Here is a 21,249-nt window from a genome sequence, read left to right as displayed (position 1 = left end):
GCGTCAAACGCTAGCGTTCCGCCGATGCTCGTCTCCGAGGCCGTCGGCCGCACTGTTCACGCCCTCGGCGGCGAGGTCGTCTTCGGGCTGATGGGGAGCGGCAACCTCGCGGTGACGAACGCGATCGTGGCCGCCGGCGGGCGGTTCTTCTCCTCGCGCCACGAGACCGGTGCGGTGTGCATGGCGGACGGATACGCGCGGGTGAGCGGGCGCCTCGGGGTCGCGTCCGTGCACCAGGGGCCGGGCCTGACGAACGCGATCACCGGGCTCGCCGAGGCCGCGAAGAGCCGCACACCGGTGCTGCTCCTCGCCGCGGACACGCCGTCCGCCCAGCTGCGGTCGAACTTCCGGATCGACCAGGACGCGCTGGTCGCCTCCGTGGGCGCCGTGCCCGAGCGCGTGCACACGCCGCAGACCGCGGTCGCCGACACCGCCCGCGCCGTGCGCCGTGCCGTCCGGGAGCGCCGCACCGTCGTCCTCAACCTCCCGCTGGACGTGCAGGCGGCCGAGATCGACCTCGTGCCGCCGCCGCCCGCGCCGGAGCTCGCGTCGGTCGCACCCACCGACCTCGCCGCCGTCATCGAGGCGCTCAACGGAGCCCAGCGGCCCGCGATCATCGCCGGCCGCGGCGCGGTGCTCTCCGGCGCCGGGCCGGCGCTGCGCGCACTCGGCGAGCGGCTCGGCGCCGTGCTGGCCACGTCCGCGGTCGCCAACGGCCTGTTCACCGGCGACCCGCTCGACCTCGGCATCTCCGGCGGGTTCTCGACCCCGCTCGCGCAGCGCGAGCTGGCGGCCGCCGACGTCGTGATCGCGTTCGGCGCCGCGCTGAACGTGTGGACGACGCGGCACGGCAAGCTCGTCAACGGCACGGTGATCCAGGTCGATCGCGACGTGGAGGCGATCGGCGCGCACCGCCCGGTGGACCTCGGCGTCGTCGGCGACGCCCGCGCCGTCGCCGAAGCGCTGCTCCCCCACGTGACCGGACGCGGTCGCGAGCCGCTCCCCGAAGCGCGCCGCTGGCGGGACGAGCCCTACGAGGAGAGCCGCGACGCGCTGGACCCGCGGACGCTCACCATCGCGCTCGACGAGATCCTGCCGGCCGAGCGCACCGTGGTCGTGGACAGCGGCGCGTTCATGGGCTACCCCGCGATGTACCTGGGCGTCCCGGACGCGCACGGGTTCGTGTTCCCGCAGGCCTTCCAGTGCGTCGGCCTGGCGCTGGGCAACGCGATCGGCGCGGCCGTCGCGCGGCCGGACCGCATGACGGTGTGCGCCGTCGGCGACGGCGGGTTGCAGATGTCGCTGCCCGAGCTCGACACGCTCGGCCGGCTGGGCCTCGACATGGTCGTGATCGTCTACAACGACGACGCCTACGGCGCCGAGGTGCACCACTTCCGCCCGCTGGGCGTCCCGGTCGAGCTCGCCCAGTTCCCGCCGGTGGACTTCGCCGCGCTCGCCGAGGCGAGCATGTGCCAGGGCCTGACCGTACGCACCGAGGACGACCTCGAAGGCGTCAAGGCTTGGCTGCACGACCGCGACCGCCCGCTCGTCGTGGACGCCAAAGTCGATCCCAACATCTGTGCCGAATGGCTTGAGGAGGCATTTCGTGGCCACTGAAGAACTCGCCGCCGCGCTGGCGAGCGGCGCGACCCGCGTCGTCGATCTCACGCAGCCGTTGAGCGAGAGCACGCCCGTGCTGCAGCTCCCGCCGCCGTTCGCGAACACGCCCGGGCTGAGCCGCGAGACGATCAGCGAGTACGACGACGCCGGCCCCGCGTGGGCGTGGAAGACGCTCACCGTCGGCGAGCACGTCGGCACGCACTTCGACGCGCCGATCCACTGGGTCACGGGTCGCGACCTCGAGGACGTCGCGAGCGCACCTCCCGAGAAGCTCGTCGCGCCCTGCGCGGTGATCGACAAGTCCGCCGAGGCGAGCAGCGACCCCAACTACCTGCTCACGGTCGAGGACATCCAGGCGTGGGAGAACGAGCATGGCGCGCTGCCCGACGGCGGCTGGCTGTTCCTGCGCACGGGCTGGGATGCCCGCGCGCACGACCAGGCCGCGTTCCTCAACGGCGGCGAGACGCCCGGCCCGGACGTCGACGCCGCGCGCTACCTCGCCGAGCGGGCGCCGATCGTCGGCTTCGGCTGCGAGACCGTCGGCACCGACGCGGGCCTCGCCCACTCCTTCGACCCGGCGTTTCCCGTCCACCACCTGCTGCTCGGCGCCGGCAAGTACGGGCTCACCCAGCTCGCGAACCTGGCCGAGCTGCCGCCGCAGGGGGCGATCGCGGTGATCGCGCCCCTCAAGCTCGTCGGCGGCACCGGGTCGCCGACCCGCGTCTTCGCCCTCGCCTAACCCAGCAGCCGTGCGCGCAGCGGAGCGGGGTCGAAGCCCTGCTCCGCGAGCCAGCCCGCCGCGCCGCCGTGGTGCTCGTCGAGCGCGGCGAGGACCGACTCCATCACGTCGGCGCGCGGGGCGCGGGACGCGTCGGTGTAGGGCTCGAGGTCGGCGCGGTAGGTCTCGGAGGCGCGCAGGCGGGCCATGATCGGCGTGATGCGCTCAGCGGTGGCGACGTAGTCGGCGACGATCGCGTCCCGCTCGACGCCGACGGCGGACAGGGCGAGCGCGACGATCATGCCCGTGCGGTCCTTGCCCGCCGCGCAGTGCACCAGCACGGCGCCCGGCCCTTCGGCGATGTCGTTCAGCGCGGCGAGCACGGAGTCCGGCCGGTGGTCGAGGTAGCGCAGGTAGTAGTTCACGAACGGCAGCTCGTCGTCGGCGCCGAACACCACCTTGCCGCGCTCGGGCTGGTCGAAGTAGAGGTCGCGGTGCCGGATCTCCACGCGGCCGTCGGCCACGAGCGGGCCCGGGCCCTCGCGGTCGATCTCGTACGCCGTGCGCAGGTCGACGACGACGCCGACGCCGAGCTCGTCGACGAGCCGGACGATGTCCGCGGCGCTCAGGCCCTGCAGGTTGTCGCTGCGGATGAGCACGCCCGAGGCGGTGACGCCGCCGCCCTCGACGGGCAGCCCGCCGACGTCGCGGACGTTCGCCGCGCCCTCGAGGTCAACCCAGGCGCGCAGGGGCGCCCCAATCCTGCAGCACCTGCGGGATCTCGACCCCGCCGTCCTCGGTCTGGTGGTTCTCCATCAGCGCGATCAGCGCGCGGCTGACGGCCACCGCGGTCCCGTTGAGCGTGTGCACGTGGGCGGGCTTGCCGCCGCCGGGCCGGTAACGGATGTCCAGCCGGCGCGCCTGGAAGTCGGTCGTGTTCGAGGTCGAGGTCACCTCGCGGAACTTCTGCTGCGACGGCAGCCAGGCCTCGATGTCGTACTTCTTGGCGGCCGAGCTCCCGAGGTCGTCGACGGCGATGTTGACGACGCGGTACGGGATCTGCAGGCCCTGCCAGATCTCCTCCTCGATCGCGAGCAGGCGGTCGTGCTCCGCGGCGGAGTCCTGCGGCTCCACGAACGAGAACATCTCGACCTTGTCGAACTGGTGCACGCGGAAGATGCCGCGCGTGTCCTTGCCGGCGGCGCCCGCCTCGCGCCGGAAGCAGGGCGAGAAGCCCGCGTAGCGGCGCGGGACCTCGTCCATGATCTGGCCCGCGTGCAGCGACGCGAGCGCCACTTCCGACGTGCCCGACAGGTACAGCGGATCGTCGGCCAGGCGGTAGATCTGCTGCTCGGTGTCCGGCAGGAAGCCCGTGCCGAACAGCGCGTCCTCCTTGACCAGCACCGGCGGGATCACGGGCTCGAAGCCGTGCCCGCGCAGCTTCTCCAGCGTCCAGCGCACGAGCGCCAGCTCGAGGAACACGAGGTCGCCCTTCAGGTACGCGAACCGCGAGCCGGACGTCTTGGAGCCCGCCTCCATGTCGATCATGGCGCCGGCCAGCTCGAGGTGGTCCTTGCCGGACTCGGCGCGCTCGCCCCATTCGCGCAGTGCGGTGTCCTCGTCGGCCGCGGACGGGTCGGTGAGGTTCGGGAGCGAGGTGGCGAGCTGGTTGAGCTCCTCCTCGAGCCGGTCCTTCTCGGGCTCGAGCTCCTTCACCCTGGCGCTGACGGCCTGCATGGCCGCGATCGCCTCGGACGCGTCGGCGCCGGTGCGCTTGGCGTCGCCGATCGCCTTCGCGCCGGCGTTGCGCTCGGCCTGCGCGGCCTCCAGCTCCGGCCGGATGGCGTTCAGGCGCTCCCGGGCGGCCAAGGCGGCGCGCAGGCGGTCGTCGGAACCGTCCTTGCGGCGGGCGAGCGCGGCAATCGCCGGCTCGGGATCACGGCTGATCGCCCGCAGGTCCAGCATCGCCAGGTTCTACTCGGTGGCGGGGCAGTCCTGGCCGGAGCCGCCGCCGACGACCTCCGGCTTGGAATACTTCTCGAGGAACTCGGCGACCATCCGCGCATCCTCGCCGGTGATGATGTTCTGCGGCATCGGGCCGGACGAGAAGCCGCCGTTGCGGATTGCGTACAAGGCGCAGTTCACCGACACGTGGCGCTGGTCGAAGTTCGGCCCGTCCTTGTACTCACGGGTCCGGATGTTCGTCGTGGAGCCCTGCGTCCCCGCCACGCTGAGGGTGTGGCAGCCCGAGCAGTTCTCCTTGAAGATGTCCGCGGCCGCCGACTGATCGGAGGGAACGCTGATCCCCTCCTGGCCGCAAGCGGAGACACCGCCGGCGGTCGCGGCGAGAACGGTGGCGAGCAGCAGGGCGCGGCGGAACCTCTTCATCGGGTGCGACAGCATAGGGGAGAGATGCGTCTGCGGACTCTTACCCCACTCGTGCTCGTCGCGATCGCGCTCACCCTCGCCGGCTGCGGCGACGGCGGCGAGCCCGTCCGCGAGCGCGGCACGAGCTTCACCGTCGCGGTCGACGACTACCTGGTCCGCCCGCAGCAGCTGCGCGTCCCGAAAGGGAAGCGTCTCACCATGACCGTCATCAACCGCGGCCGCCTGGGACATTCGCTGCGAATCCGCGGCGCGAGCAGAAACATCCTCGCGTTCGACTTCACCCGGCCGGGCGCGTCGGAGACCCGCACCTTCAAGCCGGGGCCAGGCACCTACACGATCTACTGCGTGCTGGCCAACCACGAGGAGCTCGGCTTGAACGGGTCGCTGAAGGTCGGATGAAGGTCGTCGAGCCCCAGCGCTTCCGCGACGTGATGGGCCACTTCGCCACGGGCGTCACCGTGGTGACGGCGACCGGCCCCGACGGCCCGGTCGGCATGACGGCCAACGCCGTCTGCTCGCTCTCGCTGGACCCGCTGCTCGCGCTCGTGTGCTTCGACAACGGCGCGCGGACGCTGCGCGTGGTGCGCGAGCAGCGCCGTTTCGGCATCAACGTGCTGGCCGCCGGCCAGCAGGAGCTCGCCCGCCTGTTCGCCTCCAAGGTCGAGGAGTCCGAGAAGTTCGCGGGCGTGCAACACACCGTGCACGAGGGCATCCCGGTCATCGAGGGGACGCTCGCCTGGGTCGGATGCACGCTCGAGCAGCTGATTCCGGGCGGCGACCACACGATCGGGCTCGGCGCCGTGATCGCCGCCGAGAAGGCCGCCGAGCGCGACCCGCTGATCTGGTACCGGGGCGAGTACCGATGAGGGACATCCACGTCTGGGTCGGTGGCGCCACGGTGGGCGCGAACGCGATCGCGTGCGTGATCGGCGCGATCGCCTGGGCGTTCTGGGCCAACCCGAAGGCGTTCTGGTGGACGCTGCGCGCAGGCCAGGCGCTCGTGATCGTCTCCGCCGTGATCGGCTCCGTGCTCCTGCTCGAGGGCCGCGACCTCCCGCGGTTGCACCTCGTCTACGCGCTCACCCCGGTCGCCGTGAGCTTCCTCGCCGAGCAGCTGCGGATCGTGACCACCCCGACGTTCCTCGAGCAACGCGGGCTGGAAAGCGGCAAAGACGTGGCGAAGCTCCCGCAGATCGAGCAGCAGGCGCTCGTCAGCGCGATCCTCCGGCGCGAGCTGGCGATCATGGCCACGTCAGCCGGCGTCGTGGCCACGCTGGTGGCACGAGCGCAGCTCTGGTTCTGAGCCGGCCGGCGCCAGATTCGCCGTCGTATAGCTGACCGCTCAACGGGTTTGAGCGCGCTGACCCCCGCGACCCACCACGCACGCCACGGCCACACCCGTTAGATTTGGCTCTATTCCGACCATTCCGGTAGGTCTTTAGGTGCGCTTTGTAACTAAGTAACACCGGCGCACAAGGTGCTACAAATCCAAGACGTGATCCGCGCGTACCTGCCGGCGATCGTCTTCGTGGTCCTTGGCATCGGCCTGGGCGCTGTCTTCGCGTCGCTGAACAGCGTGCTCGGCCCCAAGCCGAAGCACGCGCGCCGGGCCACTGCCGAGCCCTATGAGAGCGGGCTGCCCTCCGAGGTCAAGAAGACGATGCGCTTCGGCATCTCCTTCTACCTCGTCGCGATGCTCTTCATCCTGTTCGACATCGAGACGATCTTCCTGTTCCCGGTGGCGATGCAGCTGAAGGCCTTCGGGACGTTCGCCCTGATCGAGATCTCGGTCTTCATCGTCCTGCTGTTCGTCGCCTTCATCTACGTGTGGCGCAGAGGTGCTCTGGAATGGAAATAGTTCGCCAGCAGCTGGGTAGCGGCGACAAGGGCGAGTTCCGCTCGCGCCAGCTCTCTGCCCGCCGCATGCTCAACAACGAGCTCGAAGGCCAGGAGCTCCAGGACTACGTCGAGGAGCGGCTGCTCACGACGACGCTCGAGAAGGCCGGCAACTGGGCCCGCGGCAACGCGTTCATGCCCGCCACGTTCGGCCTCGCGTGCTGCGCGATCGAGATGATGGCCATGGTCAGCCCGCGCTACGACGTCGCGCGCTTCGGCTTCGAGGCCTTCCGCGCCTCCCCGCGCCAGGCCGACCTGATGATCATCTCGGGCCGGGTCTCGATCAAGATGGCGCCGGTCGTGCGCCGTGTGTACGACCAGATGCTCGAGCCCAAGTGGGCGATCGCGATGGGCGCGTGCAGCTCGTCGACGGGCGTCTTCAACAACTACGCGATCGTGCCGGCCGACAAGTTCCTGCCGGTGGACCTCCACATCCCGGGCTGCCCGCCCCGGCCGGAGTCGCTGATGTACGGGATCCTCAAGCTCCGCAACATGATCCTGGCCAAGCCCGACCAGGGCTGGCGCACCCGCTACGGCGGCAAGGGCACCGAGGAGTTCGACCCGGAGGAGATCGCGGTCGACCCCAACGCGGTCAACGTCGCGGGCGCCCTCGGCAGGACGGGCACCAGTGCCTGACGCCACCGGCCTGGAGCTGATCGCCCAGGAACTGCGCGAGCGCGACGCGGACTCGGTGCTGGACACCAACCACTTCCGCGACAAGGCCGCGATCACCGTCACCGCGGGCTCGATCCGCGAGACGCTGGAGTGGCTGCGCACGAAGGGCTTCAACTTCCTCGCGTCCGTGCACGGCGTGGACTACTTCCCCGAGGAGCCGCGGCTCGGCGTCCACTACGAGATGCTGGACATGCACGAGGTGGACCGCCTCACCGTCAAGGTGCGCGTCCCGCTCGACGAGCCGCACGTCCCCTCCGTCACCGACGCGTGGCCGACCGCGAACCATCAGGAGCGCGAGGTCTACGACATGTTCGGCGTGATCTTCGACGACCATCCGGACCTGCGCCGCATCCTGATGCCCGAGGACTACGAGGGCTTCCCCCAGCGCCGCGACTTCCCGATGGGCGGCGAGGCGATCCTCTTCACCCACAACGAGCCGCGTCTTCCCGGGTGGTGGCAGTAGTGAGCGACGTCACGCAGCAGCGCTCCGGCGCACAGTCCGCGATCCCCGGTGCGACCTACCGGGAGATGGAGCAGTCCTACGACGTCTCCTACGTCGAGCATCCCGAGCACGAGGAGCTGCTGACCCTCAACTTCGGGCCGCACCACCCCGCCACGCACGGCGTGCTGCGCCTGATCTCGACGCTCGAGGGCGAGATCGTCCGGGACATCAAGCCGGTCATCGGCTACGTCCACACGGGCATCGAGAAGAACTGCGAGGACAAGGCGTACTGGAAGGTCATCCCGCTCGTCGAGCGGATGGACTACCTGTCGTACTACTTCAACGCGATGGCCTACTGCGGCGCCGTGGAGACGCTGCTGGACATCGACGTCCCGCCGCGCGCGCAGTACCTGCGCGTCGCGCACCTCGAGCTCAACCGGATCGCGTCCCACCTGCTGTGGCTCGCCACCGGCGGCCTGGACCTCGGCGCGATGTCCGTCTTCTTCTACGGCTGGCGCGACCGCGACACCATCCTCGACCTGTTCGAGATGTCGTCGGGCCAGCGCATGCACCCGCGCTACTTCCAGGTCGGCGGCGTCGCCGAGGACATCCCGCCCGGCTGGGTCCGCAACGTCAAGAAGTTCACGTCGATCTTCCCGAAGCGCCTGGACCAGTACGCCGAGCTGATCGACAACAACCAGCTGCTGCTCTCGCGCCTGCGCGGCACCAACATCGTCGACAAGGACACGCTGCTGCAGTACGGCGTGACGGGTCCGCTGCTGCGCGCCGCCGGCAACCCGTGGGACCTGCGCAAGGCGCACCCCTACTCGAGCTACGACCACTTCGACTTCAAGATCCCGATCGGCACGGTCGGCGACAACTACGACCGCTACCGCATCCGCATGGCCGAGATGCGCGAGTCGGTCCGGATCATCGACCAGGCCGTCGACGGGCTCCCCGAGGGCGACTACATCACCAGCGACCGCAAGTACGCGCTGCCGCCGCGGCACGAGCTGGCGACGTCGATGGAGGCCCTGATCCACCACTTCAAGCTGGTGACCGAGGGCTTCCGCGTCCCGCCGGGCGAGGCCTACTACCCGATCGAGTCCCCGCGCGGCGAGCTCGGCTGCTTCGTGCGCTCCGACGGCTCCTCCAAGCCGGCACGCGTGCACATGCGCGACCCCTCGTTCGTGAACCTGCAGGCGTTCAAGCCGATGGTCGAAGGCACCTACGTCGCCGACCTGATCGCCTGCCTGGCGATGCTGGACCCGATCCTCGGAGGCATCGATCGCTGATGGCCATCGATCCGAGCAAGATCAAGCGCTACTCGCACGGCTCGCGCGTCCCGGGCTGGGACGAGGCCGCGGACCTGAGCAAGGACCCGTCGGTCGTCCCCGATCCCGCGACCACGTACGTCCCGGACCACGTGCGCGAGGCGATCGAGACGCTCATGGCCAAGTACCCGGACGTGCGCAGCGCCGCCATCCCGGCGATGTTCATCGTCCAGCGCGAGCACGGCTGGCTGTCGCCCACGGCGATGGAGCAGGCCGCGTGCGTGCTGCGCCTGACGCCCGCCTACATGGTCAGCGTCGCGTCCTTCTACGACATGTTCGAGCTCACCCCCAAGGGCAAGCACGACGTGTACGTCTGCACCAACATCTCGTGCTCGCTGCTGGGCGCCGACGGCGTCTACGCGCGGATGAAGGACGAGATGGAGGGCGACCCGGACTTCAACGTGCGCGCGTTCGAGTGCCTGGGCGCGTGCGACATCGCGCCGATGGCGTCCGTCGACGGGGTCTACGTGGGCCCGCTGACCGAGGACGACTGCGCGCAGATCAAGGCAGACATCAAGGAAGGCCGCGAAGTCCTTCCGGACAAGCAGTTGGCCAAGCGCAAGGCCGCCTCCAAGCACTGGAACCGATAAATGCCCGCGAACATCGACACGATCCTCTTCAAGGACATCGACGAGCCCGGCCTCAACACCCGTGAGGTCTACGAGCGCCGCGGTGGCTACGAGATGCTGCGCAAGGCCCTGAAGATGGAGCCCAGCGCCGTCCTGGACGAGATGCTCGCGTCGGGCGTGCGTGGCCGCGGCGGCGCCGGCTTCGCGATGGGCCGCAAGATGTCCTTCATCCCCAAGGGGACGATGGACAAGTACCTCGTCTGCAACGCCGACGAGTCCGAGCCCGGGACCTTCAAGGACCGCGAGCTGATGCAGAAGAACCCGCATCTGCTCATCGAGGGCATCATCATCGGCGCTTACTGCATCGGCGCCTCGAAGTCCTTCATCTTCATCCGCGGCGAGTACGACTACGTCGCGGACATCCTCGACGCGGCGGTGGCCGAGGCCCGCGCGGCCGGCTACCTGGGCGAGAACATCCTGGGCTCCGATCACACGATCGACCTGGTCGTGCACCGCGGCGCCGGCGCCTACATCTGCGGCGAGGAGACCGCGCTGCTCGACTCGCTCGAGGGCAAGCGCGGCAACCCGCGCCTGAAGCCCCCGTTCCCGGCCGTCCAGGGCCTCTACCAGGGCCCGACGCTGATCAACAACGTCGAGACGCTGATGAACGTCCCGGTGATCCTGAACATGGGCGGCGCCGAGTACGCGAAGATCGGCACCGAGACCTCCACGGGCACGAAGATGATCTCGATCTCCGGGCAGATCAAGTACCCGGGCAACTACGAGATCGAGCTCGGGATGAAGACCCGGGACATCCTCTTCGACCTCGGCGGCGGCCCGCTCGAGGGCCGCACGTTCAAGGCGTGGTTCCCGGGCGGCTCGTCCTCCCCGGTGATGCCGCTCACCGAGGAAGTGCTCGAGATGCCGTACGACTTCGACTCGATCGCCAAGGCCGGCTCGATGCTCGGCTCGGGCGCGATCATCGTCTTCGACGACTCCACCTCGATCGTTGACGTCTGTTACAAGACGGCGCACTTCTACCGCCACGAGTCCTGCGGCAAGTGCTCGCCCTGCCGCGAGGGCTGCAACTGGACGGAGAAGATGCTCGTCCGGATCAAGAACGGCGACGCGACCCCGATGGACCTCGACATCATCGAGTCCGTCTGCAACCAGATCATGGGCAACTGCCTGTGCGTGCTCGGCGACGCCATGGCGATGCCGGTCTCGTCGATGATCAAGCACTTCCGGCCGGAGTTCGAGGCCTACATCGAGGCCAAGCGCGAGGAGGCGGGCTTCGGCGTCGCCATCCCGCAGACCAACCGCGGCGCGCACGCCGGCCCCGGCCCGCTCCTGCAACCCGCCCAGGCGGCATAGATGCCTCGCCCCGTAGTCAAAGAGATCACCTTCACCCTCGACGGGCGCGAGATCACCGCGCCCGAGGGGATGATCCTGGTGGACGCCGCCGGCAAGTACGGCGACACCGAGATCCCCGTCTTCTGTTACGAGCCCAAGCTCGGCCAGCCCGTCGGCGCGTGCCGCATGTGCCTGGTCGAGATCGAGGGCATCCCGAAGCTCCAGACGGGCTGCTCCACCCCGATCCGTGACGGCATGGTCGTCCACACGCAGACGCAGCGCGTGCACGACGCGCAGCGCGCGGTGGTCGAGTTCCTGCTGATCAACCACCCGCTCGACTGCCCCGTCTGCGACAAGGGCGGCGAGTGCCCCCTGCAGGACATCACCTACGGGTGGGGTCCCGGGACGTCCCGCTTCATCGAGCCCAAGCGCCACTTCAAGAAGCCGCTCGAGCTCAGCCCGCTGATCGCGATCGACCGCGAGCGCTGCATCCTCTGCTACCGCTGCGTGCGCTACTCGCAGGAGGTCGCCGAGGACTACCAGCTCGTGCTCCAGCAGCGCGGCGCCGCGTCCTACGTCTCGACGTTCGACGGGCACCCGTACGTCGCGCCGTTCTCCGGCAACATCATCGAGCTGTGCCCGGTGGGCGCGCTCACGTCACGGGCCTACCGCTTCCGCGCGCGCCCGTGGGACATCGAGGGCGCCGGCACCGTGTGCGCGGGCTGCACCGCCCAGTGCAACGTCGAGCTGACCGTCCGCGACGAGCGCGTGTTGCGCGTGCTCAGCCGCGACCACTCCGAGGTCGACGACGGCTGGCTGTGCGACAAGGGCCGCTTCAGCTACCAGGCCGTGCACGCCGAGGAGCGCATCACGCAGCCGCTCGTGCGCGAGGGCGCCGAGCTGCATCCCGCTTCGTGGGAGAAGGCGATCGAGGCCGCCGCGGCCGCGCTCAAGAAGGCGGGCGACCGTGCCGCCGCGCTCGCGGGCGGCACGACGACCAACGAAGAGGCGTTCCTGCTCTCCGGCCTGCTGCGCGACAAGCTCGGCTCCAGCCATCTGGCCACCGGAGTCGGCGGCGAGCAGCCGCTGGACGTCGTGCGCGCGCTCGCCGACCCGAAGCTGCAGGCGACCGTGCCGGACCTCGAGTTCGCGCACACCGTCCTGCTCGTCGACTGCGATCCGATCGACGAGGCGCCCGTGTGGGACCTGCGCATCCGCAAGGGAGTGCGCCGCCACGGCACCAAGCTCGTCGTCGCGTCCGCGCGGCCGACCGCGCTCGATCAGAACGCCGCCGCCACGCTGCGCTTCGCGCCGGGTGGCGCCGAGGGCTTCCTCGTCGCGCTCGACGCGGCCCTCAGCGGCGACGCCGGCAACCTCGGCGGCGCGGCCTCCGCGGCCGGCACGAACGCGACCGCGATCCAGGAGTTCGCCGACGCGCTGCGCGCCGGCGGCGAGGAGGTCGTGATCGTGTACGGCGACCGCGCGCTCCGTGGCTCCGCCGGCCGGGCGCTGCTGAACATCGCCTCCCGCCTGAACCTCGCGAACGTCGCCAACGCGGGCCTGCTCGAGCTGCCCTCGACGCCGAACGGCCGCGGCCTGCGCGAGGTCGGCTTCGCCGCCGGTCACGGCCCGGGCTTCTCCACGATCTCCGCACCCGGCCACGGCGCCGAGGCGATCGCCTCCGGCCTCGCTTCCGGCGACCTGCACACGGTCTGGCTGCACCACGTCGACCCGCTGCGCAACTACCCGAACCGCCCCGCGTGGGAGAAGGCCCTGGGCACGGCCCAGACCGTGATCGCGGTCGAGTCCCAGCTGACGGACACGGTGCGCGAGTACGCGGACGTCGTCTTCCCAGCCGAGGCCTACCCCGAGAAGGAAGGCACGATCACGCATCCGGACGGGCGCGTGCAGCGCCTGCGCCAGGCGATCGGCCACCCGCGCGCCGCGAGCGACGTGCCCGGCTCGGGCGTGCGCGCCCTGTGGCAGGTCATCTCGGACGTCGCGCGTGAGCTGGGCCACAGCGCCGGCACCGCGATCGCGGGCGCCGTCGTGTCCAAGCGCGTGTTCGAAGCCGTGCCGTTCTACAACGGCATGACGCTCGACGGCATCGGCGGCCGCGGCCTGCGCTGGCAGGAGCACGCGACGTTCGAGGTCGAGCAGTCGGACCCGTTCGTGCTGGCGGTCCCCGCGTCCCTGCCGGCCAAGGGCGAGAGCGAGCTGCGGCTCGGCACCTTCCGCCCGCTGTGGGCGCACAAGGACGTCGACCTGTCGCCCGCGCTGCAGTTCATCCGCGCCAAGCAGGTCGTCGAGCTGTCCAAGGCCGACGCCGACGCGCGCGGCATCGGCGAGGGCGACCGCGTCGAGATCGGCAACGGGACCCGCATCCCGGGCACCGCGCGCATCCGCGCCGCGATCCCGGCCGGCAGCGTGTTCGTCGCCGAGGGCATCGCCGAGCACAACGCGAACGTGCTCACGCACGGCATCGTCGAGGTGCACCGCGTCGGCCCGGGCTCGACGGACGCGACGTCGATCCCGATCCAGTCGACCCCCGCTGTCGAGGGCCGGGCCGAGATGCCGCCCTCCGCCGGCCTGCCGATTCCGCCCCGGGAAGTCACATGAGCGCGCCTCTCTACGCCGAGATCGGCTACTTCGAGCCGTGGTGGATGCAGATCGCCAAGGCACTGGCGATCTTCCTCGTCGTCTTCAACATGGTGCCGATGGCGCTGCTGGCCGACCGCAAGCTGCTCGGCCGCTTCCAGCACCGCTACGGCCCGACGCGCGTCGGCCCGTTCGGCCTGCTGCAGGCCGTGGCGGACATCGGCAAGCTGCTGTTCAAGCAGCAGTTCGTCCCGCGCGACTCGCGCAAGTGGCTGTTCATCGCGGCGCCGATCATCTCGATGGTCACCGCGGCGGCGACGCTCGCGATCATCCCGTTCTCGGACACCGTCGACATCTTCGGCGTCAAGACCGGCCTCTACGGGGTCGACCCGTCGATCGGCATCCTCTTCGCCTTCGCCTTCGGCGGCATCGCCTTCTACGGCCTGATGCTCGGCGGCTGGTCGTCGAACTCGAAGTACTCGTTCCTCGGCTCGATGCGCGCCGCCGCCCAGCTGATCTCCTACGAGATCGCCCAGGGCCTCTCGATCATCGGCGTGATCATGATGGTCGGCTCGCTGTCACTGGTGGACATCGTCACGTGGCAGGAGCAGAACGTCTGGCTGTTCATCCCGCAGTTCGTCGGCTGGCTCGTGTTCCTGGTCGCCGGCTTCGCCGAGACCAACCGCCCGCCGTTCGATCTCGCCGAGGGTGAGGCCGAGCTCGTCGGCGGTTACTTCACCGAGTACAGCGGCGGCCGCTTCGCGGCGTTCTTCGCCGCCGAGTACCTGAACATGGTCGTCGTCTCGCTGCTGTTCACGACGATCTTCTTCGGCGGCTGGGACGTGCCGTTCTGGGATCAGCCCAATTGGATCGAGCCGATCGTCGTGCTCGCGAAGATGTGGGTCTTCATCTTCTTCTTCATCTGGGTGCGCGCGACGCTCCCCCGCCTGCGCTACGACCAGCTGATGTCGTTCGGCTGGAAGATCCTGCTGCCGCTCGCGACGCTCAATGCCCTTGTCACTGCAGTTCTCGTGGTGGTGCTCGACTGATGCCCTATGACCCCGGCGACGACGTCGTCGTCATCCATCAGCCCCGTGAGGGCGCGGCCAGCGGGACCTTCCGCGCATTCGCCGCGACCCTGAAGGGCTTGAAGATGACCTTCTCCCGCGCGGTGGAAGGTACGACGACGATCGGCTATCCCGAGGAGAAGACGCCGGTGTACCCGCGCTTCCGCGGCCGGCACAAGCTCCACCGTTTCGAGGACACGGGCCTCGAGAAGTGCGTCGGCTGCTCGCTGTGCGCGGCGGCCTGCCCCGCGGACTGCATCCGCGTCGTGGCGGCCGAGAACACGCCGGAGAACCGCGTCAGCGCCGGTGAGCGCTACGCCGCCGTCTACGAGATCAACCTCTCGCGCTGCATCTTCTGCGGCTACTGCGAGATCGCGTGCCCGTTCGACGCGATCACGCTCGGCCACGACTACGAGATGGCGGACTACAACCGGTCCGACCTGATCTTCACCAAGGAGATGCTGCTCGCCGAGCCGCTCGAGCGCACTCCCTTGCGGACACCAGATGAGTAAGGCGATGCAGCCCCTCCACCCCACCCCGATCATCCGACCTTACGCGGCGGGCTAAGCGTGGCTGAGTTCTTCTTCTTCCTCGCTGCCATCGGCGCCGTGGGCGGCGCCGCGGGCACGGTGATGCTGCGCGACGCCTTCTACAGCGTGCTCGCGCTCGTCACCCACCTGATCTTCCTGGCGATGCTGTTCCTGCTGCTGCGCGCGGAGTTCGTCGCGGCCGCGCAGGTGATCGTCTACGCGGGCGCCGTGATGGTGCTCTACGTCTTCGTCGTCGGCTACGTCGGCGGCTTGGAGGCCGGTCTTGCCGGCCGCTCGGGTCCGGCCCTGCGGGTCATCTCCGTGCTGTTCGCCGCCGCGCTGTTCGTCGAGCTGACGATCGCGCTGGTCGGCACGGGCCTGGAGGCCATCAACACCGAGGGCGCGGGCTATCGCGCGCCGTTCGGTGAGCCCTCCGAGGTCGGCCGCCTGTTCCTGACCGACTACCTGGTGGCCTTCGAGGTCGCGTCGCTGCTGCTGCTGGTCGCGGCCGTCGGCGCCGTGATCCTCGCGCGCCGGCGCTCCGGGCTCGGCGACGCGAACGAGATCTCCGTCACCGACTTCCTCAAGCGCGACGAGCTGACCAAGGGCCAGGGCGAGACGGGCGAGATGATCGAAGCCGGCGGGCCCCGGGGCATCTGATGGATCTGATCTGGTACCTGATCGTCTCGGCGCTGATCTTCTGCATCGGCGCCGGAGGCGTCCTCACCCGCCGCAACCCGCTCGTGGTCCTGCTGTGCCTGGAGCTGATGCTGAACGCCGCGAACCTGGCGCTGGTCGCCTTCGCGCGCGCGCACGGGGACATGGGCGGGCAGATCTTCGCGCTGATGGTCATGGTCGTCGCGGCCTGCGAGGTCGCCGTCGGCCTCGGCCTGGTCGTCGCGATCTACCGGCGCCGCCTGCCGATCGACGTGGATGAGCTGCGGGAGCTTCAAGGATGAGCGTGACAACCCTCGGATGGCTCGTCCTCCTGACGCCCCTCGCGGGCTCGGTGCTGATCGGCCTCACCTTCAAGGCGCTGCCCCAGCGCGTGCACGGCGCACTCGGGACCGCGGCCATCGGCCTCGCCTTCGTCTTCGCCGTGCTGATGTTCTTCGGCCTGCAGGACCGCGGTGAGGAGGAGCGCCAGCTCGTCTCCGTCGCCTGGGACTACGCGAACACGGTGGGCGTGGACGCCCAGCTCGCGATCCTGATCGACCCGCTGTCGGTCCTGATGTGCCTGGTGGTGACGGGCGTCTCGACGCTGATCCACCTCTACTCGTTCTCGTACATGGGCGGCGACCGCGGCTACACGCGCTTCTTCGCCTACCTGAACTTCTTCGTGTTCAGCATGCTGTTGCTGGTCCTGGCGGCGAACTTCTTCCTGCTGATCGTGGGTTGGGCGTTCGTCGGCGCGGCCTCGTACATGCTGATCTCGTTCTGGTACCGGCGCACGACCGCGACGGCCGCCGGCATCAAGGCGTTCGTGATCAACGTGGCCGGCGACGTCGGCCTCGTGCTCGGCGCCTACTTCATCTTCCAGGGCACCAACTCGCTGGACTTCCTGACGAGCTTCGAGCGCGTCGGCGAGGCGTTCACCGAGAACCAGACCGAGCTCGTCGCGGGCTGCATCCTGCTGCTGGTCGGCGCGTTCGCCAAGTCCGCGCAGGTGCCGTTCCACACCTGGCTCCCGGACGCCATGGAGGGCCCGACGCCGGTCTCCTCCCTGATCCACGCGGCGACCATGGTCACCGCGGGCGTCTACCTGATCGCCCGCCTGCACCCGCTGTTCGAGCACGCGCCGGACGCCGCGATGGTCGGCTCGATCATCGGCTGCGCGACGCTGCTGATCGCGGCCACGATCGGCCTGGTCGTGACCGACCTCAAGCGCGTCATCGCCTACTCGACGATGTCGCAGATCGGCTACATGATCATGGCCGTGTCCTCCGCGGTCTACGCGGCGGGCATGTTCCACCTGATGACGCACGCCTTCTTCAAGGCGCTGCTCTTCATGGCGGCCGGCTCGGTGATCTCCGCGATGGGCGGCAACCAGGACCTGGACCGCATGAGCGGCTTCCGCAAGGTGATGCCGTTCACGTTCGCGTGCATGGTCATCGGCGGCCTCGCGCTGTCGGGCATCCCGCCGTTCTCGGGCTTCTTCTCCAAGGACGAGATCCTGGCCTACATGATCGACCGCGGCGGGGTCTACCTCGTGATGGCGATCCTCGGCTACGTCGGCGCGCTGATGACGGCCTTCTACACGTTCCGGATGATCTTCCGCGCGTTCTTCGGGAAGATGTCGCCGGAGGCCGAGGAGCTCTCGCACGGCCACCTCTACCACGCGCCCGAGCCGACCAACCCGGCCAACGGCGAGGTCGAGGACACCGAGGTCGGCTTCCCCGGCCCGGAGCACCACATCGCCGAGCGCGCGGGCGGCATGAAGATCGCCATGGGCGGCCTGGCCGTGCTCGCGATCGTCGGCGGCTTCGTGCAGATCCCGGGCGTGACGTCCGCGCTCCACGACTTCCTGCACCCGACGTTCCATGACTCGGAGCTGTTCGAGGAGATCCACCCGTCGCACACGGCCGAGTGGATCGGGCTGGCGATCGGCGCGCTGATCGGCGCCGCCGGCATCTTCGCCGCCTGGACCATCTACGGCAAGGGCGGCAACGCGGCGAGCTTCCAGGCCCGCTTGAAGCCGGTCCACACGTTCTTCGTCAACAAGTGGTTCTTCGACGAGGCCATCGACTTCCTGATCGTCCGCCCCGCCGCCTGGATGGGCCGGTTCGCGAACTCGACGTTCGAGCGGCTGTTCGTCAACGGAGCGCTGGTCGGCGGCTCGTCGGGCGCGATCCGCGCGCTGTCGGCCGCGGTGCGCAGCATCCAGTCCGGTTACCTGCGCTACTACGCCGCGCTGCTGCTGATCGGGTTCAGCGGCCTGGGCGCCTACTTCCTGATCTCCGCATGACCATCCACCTGAGCATCCTCGTCTTCTTCCCCGCGCTGATGGGGCTCGTGTCGGCGTTCTCGCCGCGGAGCCTCGCGCCGAAGATCCTGCTGGTCGGGACGCTGATCCCGCTGGCGTACACGATCTACATGATCACGGACTTCGACGCCGGCGCCGGGCTGCAGTACGTCACCGACGACGCCTGGATCACCGAGCTGGGCATCCGCTACAAGCTCGGCATCGACGGCCTGAACCTGTGGCTGATCGCGCTGACCTGCGTCGTCGCGTTCGCCTCCGCCGTCTGGCTGTCGGTCCGGACGCCCGAGCGCGCCGGGCTCTTCTGCTTCCACTTCGCGCTCGGCCAGACGGCCGTGCTCGGCGCGTTCGTGGCGCAGGACCTCGCGCTCTTCGTCCTGTTCTTCGACCTGATGCTGGTGCCTTTCTACTTCATCGTCGGCCAGTGGGGTTCGGGCGACCGTGCCGCGGCGGCGCTGAAGATGGTCATCTACACGCTCGTCGGCTCGCTGCTGATGCTCGCCGCGGCGGTCGCCACGGCGGTGCTGTCGAACCCGGGCGGCGAGCTGTCGTTCGTGCTCACCGACCTGCAGGCCAACCTGCTGTCGGAGTCCCAGCAGAAGTGGCTGTTCGTGGCCTTCGCGCTCGCGTTCCTGATCAAGATGCCGGCGTTCCCGTTCCAGGGCTGGATGCCGGACGCGTACCGCTCGATGCCGCTGCCGGCGCTGGCGTTCTTCTCCGGCGTGGTGTCCAAGGTCGCGGCCTACGGCTTCCTGAAGCTCGTGCTGCCGCTGTTCCCGGCGGCGACCAACGACTGGAACGTGATCCTGCTGATCCTGGCCGTGATCTCGATCCTGTACGGCTCGATCCAGGCCTTCACGCAGACCAACGCGCGCCTGATCCTCGGCTACTCGTCGATCGCCCAGCTCGGGTTCATCACGCTCGGCATCTTCGCCATCGACGCGTCCGGCCAGGGCGCTCAGGGCGCGCTGCTGCAGTCGATCAACCACGGGCTGGTGGTCGCGCCGCTGTTCTTCGTCGTGGCGCTGCTCGCCGAGCGCGCCGAGGGCTCGGAGGACATCCGCGACTACGGCGGGATCGCGTTCCGTGCACCGGTCTTGGCGGCGTTGTTCCTGATCGTGGCGCTGGCGACGCTCGCGATGCCGGGGTCCGCGAACTTCGCGGGCGAGTTCCTGATCCTGCTCGGCGCCTTCTCGTCGGTGCAGGCGCTCGCCTTCCTGGCCTCGATCGGCGTGATCCTGGCCTCGGTCTACGCGCTGCGCATGTACATCCGCTCGATGCACAACCGGGTCGGCCCGAAGGTGACCTCGTTCGAGATGACGCTGCGCGACGGCCTGGTGCTCGTGCCGCTGGTGCTCGCGATCATCGCCTTCGCGCTGTACCCGCAGCTCGCGCTGGACGCGGGTGAGGCGACGGTTCGTTCGACGGTGGAAGCGGTGTTGCGATGACCGGCTTGCTGGCCCAGGCGACCACGAAGGGTCCGCCGATCAACTGGGAGGCGCTGTCTCCCTTCATCGCGCTCGTCGCGGGCGGCTGCATCGTGCTCCTGGTGGGGCTCGCGCGCAGCGCGTTCATCCGCCGCCAGGTCGTTCCGGTGTTGACCCTGCTGACGCTCGGCGCCACCGCCGGCCTCGGCGTCTGGCAGTGGGACATCAACGAGGGGATCGTCGCCAACGCGATGGTCGTCGACAATTTGACGCTCGCGCTGACCATGATCTTCGTCGCGGGCGGGATCGCGGCCGTGTTCCTGAGCTGGCGCTCGATCGCCTCCGCCGAGGCGGGCGAGGGCGAGTACTACGCGCTGATGCTGATGTCGATCCTCGGCATGCTCGTGCTGGTGGCGGCGAACGACCTGGTCGTGCTGTTCATCGGCTTCGAGCTGCTGTCGATCCCGCTGTACGTGCTGTGCGCGACGCACATGCGGCGCGAGCAGTCGCTCGAGTCGGGCCTGAAGTACCTGATCATCGGCTCGGTCGGCTCCGCGACGCTGCTGTACGGCCTGGCGATGCTCTACGGCGCCGCCGGCGGCACCAACTACGGCGACATCGCCGCGGTCGCGGCCGAGATGGCCGACGACACGCTGTTCATGGTCGGCATCGGCCTGGTGCTCGCGGGCCTGGCGTTCAAGGCCTCGGTCGCGCCGTTCCACCAGTGGACGCCGGACGTCTACGAGGGCGCGCCGACCCCGGTCACCGGCTTCATGGCCGTCGCCACCAAGGCCGCGGCCTTCGGCGTGATCATCCGCCTGTTCGTCGGGCCGCTGATCGACGCGACGACCACGTGGGCTCCCGCGTTTGCGACCTTGGCCGTGATCACGATCATCGTCGGCAACGTCGGCGCGCTCGGCCAGTCGTCGCTGAAGCGCATGCTGGCCTACTCGTCGGTCGCGCAGGCGGGCTACATGATCGCGGGCGTCGTGGTCACGACCCAGCTCGGCATCGCCGCCACCGTCTTCTACCTGGCGATCTACGTCGTCATGAACCTCGCCGCGTTCGCGGTCATCACCGCGCGCGAGCGGGAGACCGGGCTCGGCGACGACATCTCCTCGCTGTACGGGTTGGGCCGCGACCGCCCCTTCCTGGCGTGGCCGATGACGATCGCCATGCTCGCGCTCGCGGGCTTCCCGGTGACGGCGGGCTTCTTCGGCAAGATCTACCTGATCAACGCGGCCGTCAACAACGGCTACGGCTGGCTCGGCGTCGTGATCGTGGTCGGCTCGGCGATCTCGCTGGCGTACTACCTGCGCGTGGTCGCCGCCGTGTGGATGCGCGAGGCACCCGCGGCCTCCACGTCGCTCTCCGCCGTGCCGATCATGGCCGGCGGGTCGCCCGAGGGGGACGAGGCCGCGTACGCCGCGGGCCGCGAGCCCGGTGCCGACGTCGGCCGTGTCGTGTCCGAGGACTTCGGCGAGCCCTCGATCATCACGAGCGGGCCGCGGATCTCCCAGCCCGAGGTCATCTTCGTCGCGGTCTTCTGCGCGCTCGTCACGATCGCGTTCGGCGTCTACCCCGAGCCGCTGATGGACGTCGCCCGCGACGCGGGCGAGGCGCTCCAGTCGCTGCGGTGAGTTCGCGCCGAA

At 69.6% G+C, this 21,249-nt stretch carries 22 protein-coding genes; 19 read left to right on the top strand and 3 right to left on the bottom strand.

The genetic code is table 11. The annotated features are described in order from the left end of the window. Positions 1-24 precede the first annotated feature (24 nt). Together OJ962_RS05925 and OJ962_RS05920 are read left to right on the top strand one after the other, a co-directional pair. On the top strand, positions 25-1,617 hold the full coding sequence (locus OJ962_RS05925; protein WP_202956190.1) for a thiamine pyrophosphate-binding protein: 1,593 nt from the start codon (positions 25-27) through the stop codon (positions 1,615-1,617). Continuing rightward, on the top strand, positions 1,607-2,359 hold the full coding sequence (locus OJ962_RS05920) for a cyclase family protein (protein ID WP_202956189.1): 753 nt from the start codon (positions 1,607-1,609) through the stop codon (positions 2,357-2,359). The genes OJ962_RS05925 and OJ962_RS05920 overlap by 11 nt, the downstream gene beginning before the upstream one ends. Here OJ962_RS05920 and OJ962_RS05915 read toward each other — a convergent pair. From OJ962_RS05915 to OJ962_RS05905, 3 genes are read right to left on the bottom strand one after another with little or no spacing between them, the layout of a single operon-like run. Continuing rightward, complete coding sequence (locus tag OJ962_RS05915; RefSeq protein WP_270006245.1) at positions 2,356-3,087, bottom strand: tyrosine-protein phosphatase; 732 nt, start codon at positions 3,085-3,087, stop codon at positions 2,356-2,358. The two genes, OJ962_RS05920 and OJ962_RS05915, sit on opposite strands and share 4 nt — an antisense overlap. Further along, a complete protein-coding gene (gene serS, locus OJ962_RS05910; RefSeq protein ID WP_202956188.1) occupies positions 3,071-4,303 on the bottom strand; it encodes a serine--tRNA ligase in 1,233 nt (410 codons plus the stop codon). Before serS ends, OJ962_RS05915 begins: the two co-directional genes overlap by 17 nt. Before the next feature lie 9 nt (positions 4,304-4,312). After that, the gene (locus tag OJ962_RS05905) at positions 4,313-4,726 is read right to left on the bottom strand and encodes a c-type cytochrome (RefSeq protein WP_202956187.1); all 414 of its coding nucleotides are present in this window, start codon (positions 4,724-4,726) and stop codon (positions 4,313-4,315) included. 51 nt (positions 4,727-4,777) lie between these two features. Between OJ962_RS05905 and OJ962_RS05900 the strand changes: the two genes are divergently transcribed. From OJ962_RS05900 to OJ962_RS05820, 17 genes are all read left to right on the top strand, one after another. Continuing rightward, positions 4,778-5,125 carry a cupredoxin domain-containing protein gene (locus OJ962_RS05900; protein ID WP_202956186.1) on the top strand — a complete coding sequence of 116 codons (348 nt, stop codon included), beginning with the start codon at positions 4,778-4,780 and terminating at the stop codon, positions 5,123-5,125. Then, positions 5,122-5,592 (top strand): flavin reductase family protein, encoded by a 471-nt coding sequence (locus OJ962_RS05895; protein WP_202956185.1) that lies wholly within the window; start codon positions 5,122-5,124, stop codon positions 5,590-5,592. The genes OJ962_RS05900 and OJ962_RS05895 overlap by 4 nt, the downstream gene beginning before the upstream one ends. Continuing rightward, complete coding sequence (locus tag OJ962_RS05890; protein WP_202956184.1) at positions 5,589-6,029, top strand: hypothetical protein; 441 nt, start codon at positions 5,589-5,591, stop codon at positions 6,027-6,029. Before OJ962_RS05895 ends, OJ962_RS05890 begins: the two co-directional genes overlap by 4 nt. Before the next feature lie 192 nt (positions 6,030-6,221). Next, positions 6,222-6,584, top strand: coding sequence for an NADH-quinone oxidoreductase subunit A (locus OJ962_RS05885; protein ID WP_202956183.1), 363 nt, complete (start codon positions 6,222-6,224; stop codon positions 6,582-6,584). Continuing rightward, a complete protein-coding gene (locus OJ962_RS05880) occupies positions 6,575-7,258 on the top strand; it encodes an NADH-quinone oxidoreductase subunit B (protein ID WP_255526079.1) in 684 nt (227 codons plus the stop codon). The genes OJ962_RS05885 and OJ962_RS05880 overlap by 10 nt, the downstream gene beginning before the upstream one ends. Further along, a complete protein-coding gene (locus OJ962_RS05875) occupies positions 7,251-7,760 on the top strand; it encodes an NADH-quinone oxidoreductase subunit C (protein ID WP_202956182.1) in 510 nt (169 codons plus the stop codon). Before OJ962_RS05880 ends, OJ962_RS05875 begins: the two co-directional genes overlap by 8 nt. Beyond that, positions 7,760-9,034 carry an NADH dehydrogenase (quinone) subunit D gene (gene nuoD, locus OJ962_RS05870; RefSeq protein WP_270006233.1) on the top strand — a complete coding sequence of 425 codons (1,275 nt, stop codon included), beginning with the start codon at positions 7,760-7,762 and terminating at the stop codon, positions 9,032-9,034. The genes OJ962_RS05875 and nuoD overlap by 1 nt, the downstream gene beginning before the upstream one ends. Continuing rightward, positions 9,034-9,663 carry an NADH-quinone oxidoreductase subunit NuoE family protein gene (locus tag OJ962_RS05865; RefSeq protein ID WP_202956181.1) on the top strand — a complete coding sequence of 210 codons (630 nt, stop codon included), beginning with the start codon at positions 9,034-9,036 and terminating at the stop codon, positions 9,661-9,663. The genes nuoD and OJ962_RS05865 overlap by 1 nt, the downstream gene beginning before the upstream one ends. After that, on the top strand, positions 9,664-11,016 hold the full coding sequence (nuoF, locus tag OJ962_RS05860) for an NADH-quinone oxidoreductase subunit NuoF (RefSeq protein WP_202956180.1): 1,353 nt from the start codon (positions 9,664-9,666) through the stop codon (positions 11,014-11,016). Continuing rightward, the gene (nuoG, locus tag OJ962_RS05855; RefSeq protein WP_202956179.1) at positions 11,017-13,614 is read left to right on the top strand and encodes an NADH-quinone oxidoreductase subunit NuoG; all 2,598 of its coding nucleotides are present in this window, start codon (positions 11,017-11,019) and stop codon (positions 13,612-13,614) included. Further along, the gene (gene nuoH / locus OJ962_RS05850; protein WP_202956178.1) at positions 13,611-14,642 is read left to right on the top strand and encodes an NADH-quinone oxidoreductase subunit NuoH; all 1,032 of its coding nucleotides are present in this window, start codon (positions 13,611-13,613) and stop codon (positions 14,640-14,642) included. The genes nuoG and nuoH overlap by 4 nt, the downstream gene beginning before the upstream one ends. Next, positions 14,642-15,172 (top strand): NADH-quinone oxidoreductase subunit NuoI, encoded by a 531-nt coding sequence (gene nuoI, locus OJ962_RS05845; RefSeq protein WP_202956177.1) that lies wholly within the window; start codon positions 14,642-14,644, stop codon positions 15,170-15,172. The genes nuoH and nuoI overlap by 1 nt, the downstream gene beginning before the upstream one ends. Before the next feature lie 57 nt (positions 15,173-15,229). Further along, on the top strand, positions 15,230-15,850 hold the full coding sequence (locus tag OJ962_RS05840; protein WP_202956176.1) for an NADH-quinone oxidoreductase subunit J family protein: 621 nt from the start codon (positions 15,230-15,232) through the stop codon (positions 15,848-15,850). Continuing rightward, positions 15,850-16,149 (top strand): NADH-quinone oxidoreductase subunit NuoK, encoded by a 300-nt coding sequence (gene nuoK / locus OJ962_RS05835; protein WP_121249705.1) that lies wholly within the window; start codon positions 15,850-15,852, stop codon positions 16,147-16,149. The genes OJ962_RS05840 and nuoK overlap by 1 nt, the downstream gene beginning before the upstream one ends. Continuing rightward, complete coding sequence (gene nuoL / locus OJ962_RS05830) at positions 16,146-18,155, top strand: NADH-quinone oxidoreductase subunit L (RefSeq protein ID WP_202956175.1); 2,010 nt, start codon at positions 16,146-16,148, stop codon at positions 18,153-18,155. The genes nuoK and nuoL overlap by 4 nt, the downstream gene beginning before the upstream one ends. Then, entirely contained in the window at positions 18,152-19,618 is a 1,467-nt protein-coding gene (locus OJ962_RS05825) for a complex I subunit 4 family protein (RefSeq protein WP_238932042.1), read from the top strand. The genes nuoL and OJ962_RS05825 overlap by 4 nt, the downstream gene beginning before the upstream one ends. Then, positions 19,615-21,237, top strand: coding sequence for an NADH-quinone oxidoreductase subunit N (locus OJ962_RS05820; RefSeq protein WP_202956174.1), 1,623 nt, complete (start codon positions 19,615-19,617; stop codon positions 21,235-21,237). Before OJ962_RS05825 ends, OJ962_RS05820 begins: the two co-directional genes overlap by 4 nt. Positions 21,238-21,249 lie beyond the last annotated feature (12 nt).

This window comes from Solirubrobacter deserti (assembly GCF_027587175.1).
Classification (GTDB): domain Bacteria; phylum Actinomycetota; class Thermoleophilia; order Solirubrobacterales; family Solirubrobacteraceae; genus Solirubrobacter; species Solirubrobacter deserti.
The sequence above is the reverse complement of the archived record's forward strand: the minus strand, read 5'-3'. Positions and strand labels throughout refer to the sequence as shown.

Excerpts from the sequence above, each read along its gene's own strand:
- OJ962_RS05825 (WP_238932042.1), top strand. The coding sequence starts at position 18,152 with ATGACCATCCACCTGAGCATCCTCGTCTTCTTCCCCGCGCTGATGGGG.
- OJ962_RS05820 (WP_202956174.1), top strand. The coding sequence starts at position 19,615 with ATGACCGGCTTGCTGGCCCAGGCGACCACGAAGGGTCCGCCGATCAAC.
- OJ962_RS05880 (WP_255526079.1), top strand. The coding sequence starts at position 6,575 with ATGGAAATAGTTCGCCAGCAGCTGGGTAGCGGCGACAAGGGCGAGTTC.
- nuoF (WP_202956180.1), top strand. The coding sequence starts at position 9,664 with ATGCCCGCGAACATCGACACGATCCTCTTCAAGGACATCGACGAGCCC.
- nuoI (WP_202956177.1), top strand. The coding sequence starts at position 14,642 with ATGCCCTATGACCCCGGCGACGACGTCGTCGTCATCCATCAGCCCCGT.
- OJ962_RS05890 (WP_202956184.1), top strand. The coding sequence starts at position 5,589 with ATGAGGGACATCCACGTCTGGGTCGGTGGCGCCACGGTGGGCGCGAAC.
- OJ962_RS05905 (WP_202956187.1), bottom strand. The coding sequence starts at position 4,726 with ATGAAGAGGTTCCGCCGCGCCCTGCTGCTCGCCACCGTTCTCGCCGCG.
- nuoH (WP_202956178.1), top strand. The coding sequence starts at position 13,611 with ATGAGCGCGCCTCTCTACGCCGAGATCGGCTACTTCGAGCCGTGGTGG.
- OJ962_RS05925 (WP_202956190.1), top strand. The coding sequence starts at position 25 with ATGCTCGTCTCCGAGGCCGTCGGCCGCACTGTTCACGCCCTCGGCGGC.
- OJ962_RS05865 (WP_202956181.1), top strand. The coding sequence starts at position 9,034 with ATGGCCATCGATCCGAGCAAGATCAAGCGCTACTCGCACGGCTCGCGC.
- nuoK (WP_121249705.1), top strand. The coding sequence starts at position 15,850 with ATGGATCTGATCTGGTACCTGATCGTCTCGGCGCTGATCTTCTGCATC.
- nuoL (WP_202956175.1), top strand. The coding sequence starts at position 16,146 with ATGAGCGTGACAACCCTCGGATGGCTCGTCCTCCTGACGCCCCTCGCG.
- serS (WP_202956188.1), bottom strand. The coding sequence starts at position 4,303 with ATGCTGGACCTGCGGGCGATCAGCCGTGATCCCGAGCCGGCGATTGCC.
- OJ962_RS05895 (WP_202956185.1), top strand. The coding sequence starts at position 5,122 with ATGAAGGTCGTCGAGCCCCAGCGCTTCCGCGACGTGATGGGCCACTTC.
- nuoG (WP_202956179.1), top strand. The coding sequence starts at position 11,017 with ATGCCTCGCCCCGTAGTCAAAGAGATCACCTTCACCCTCGACGGGCGC.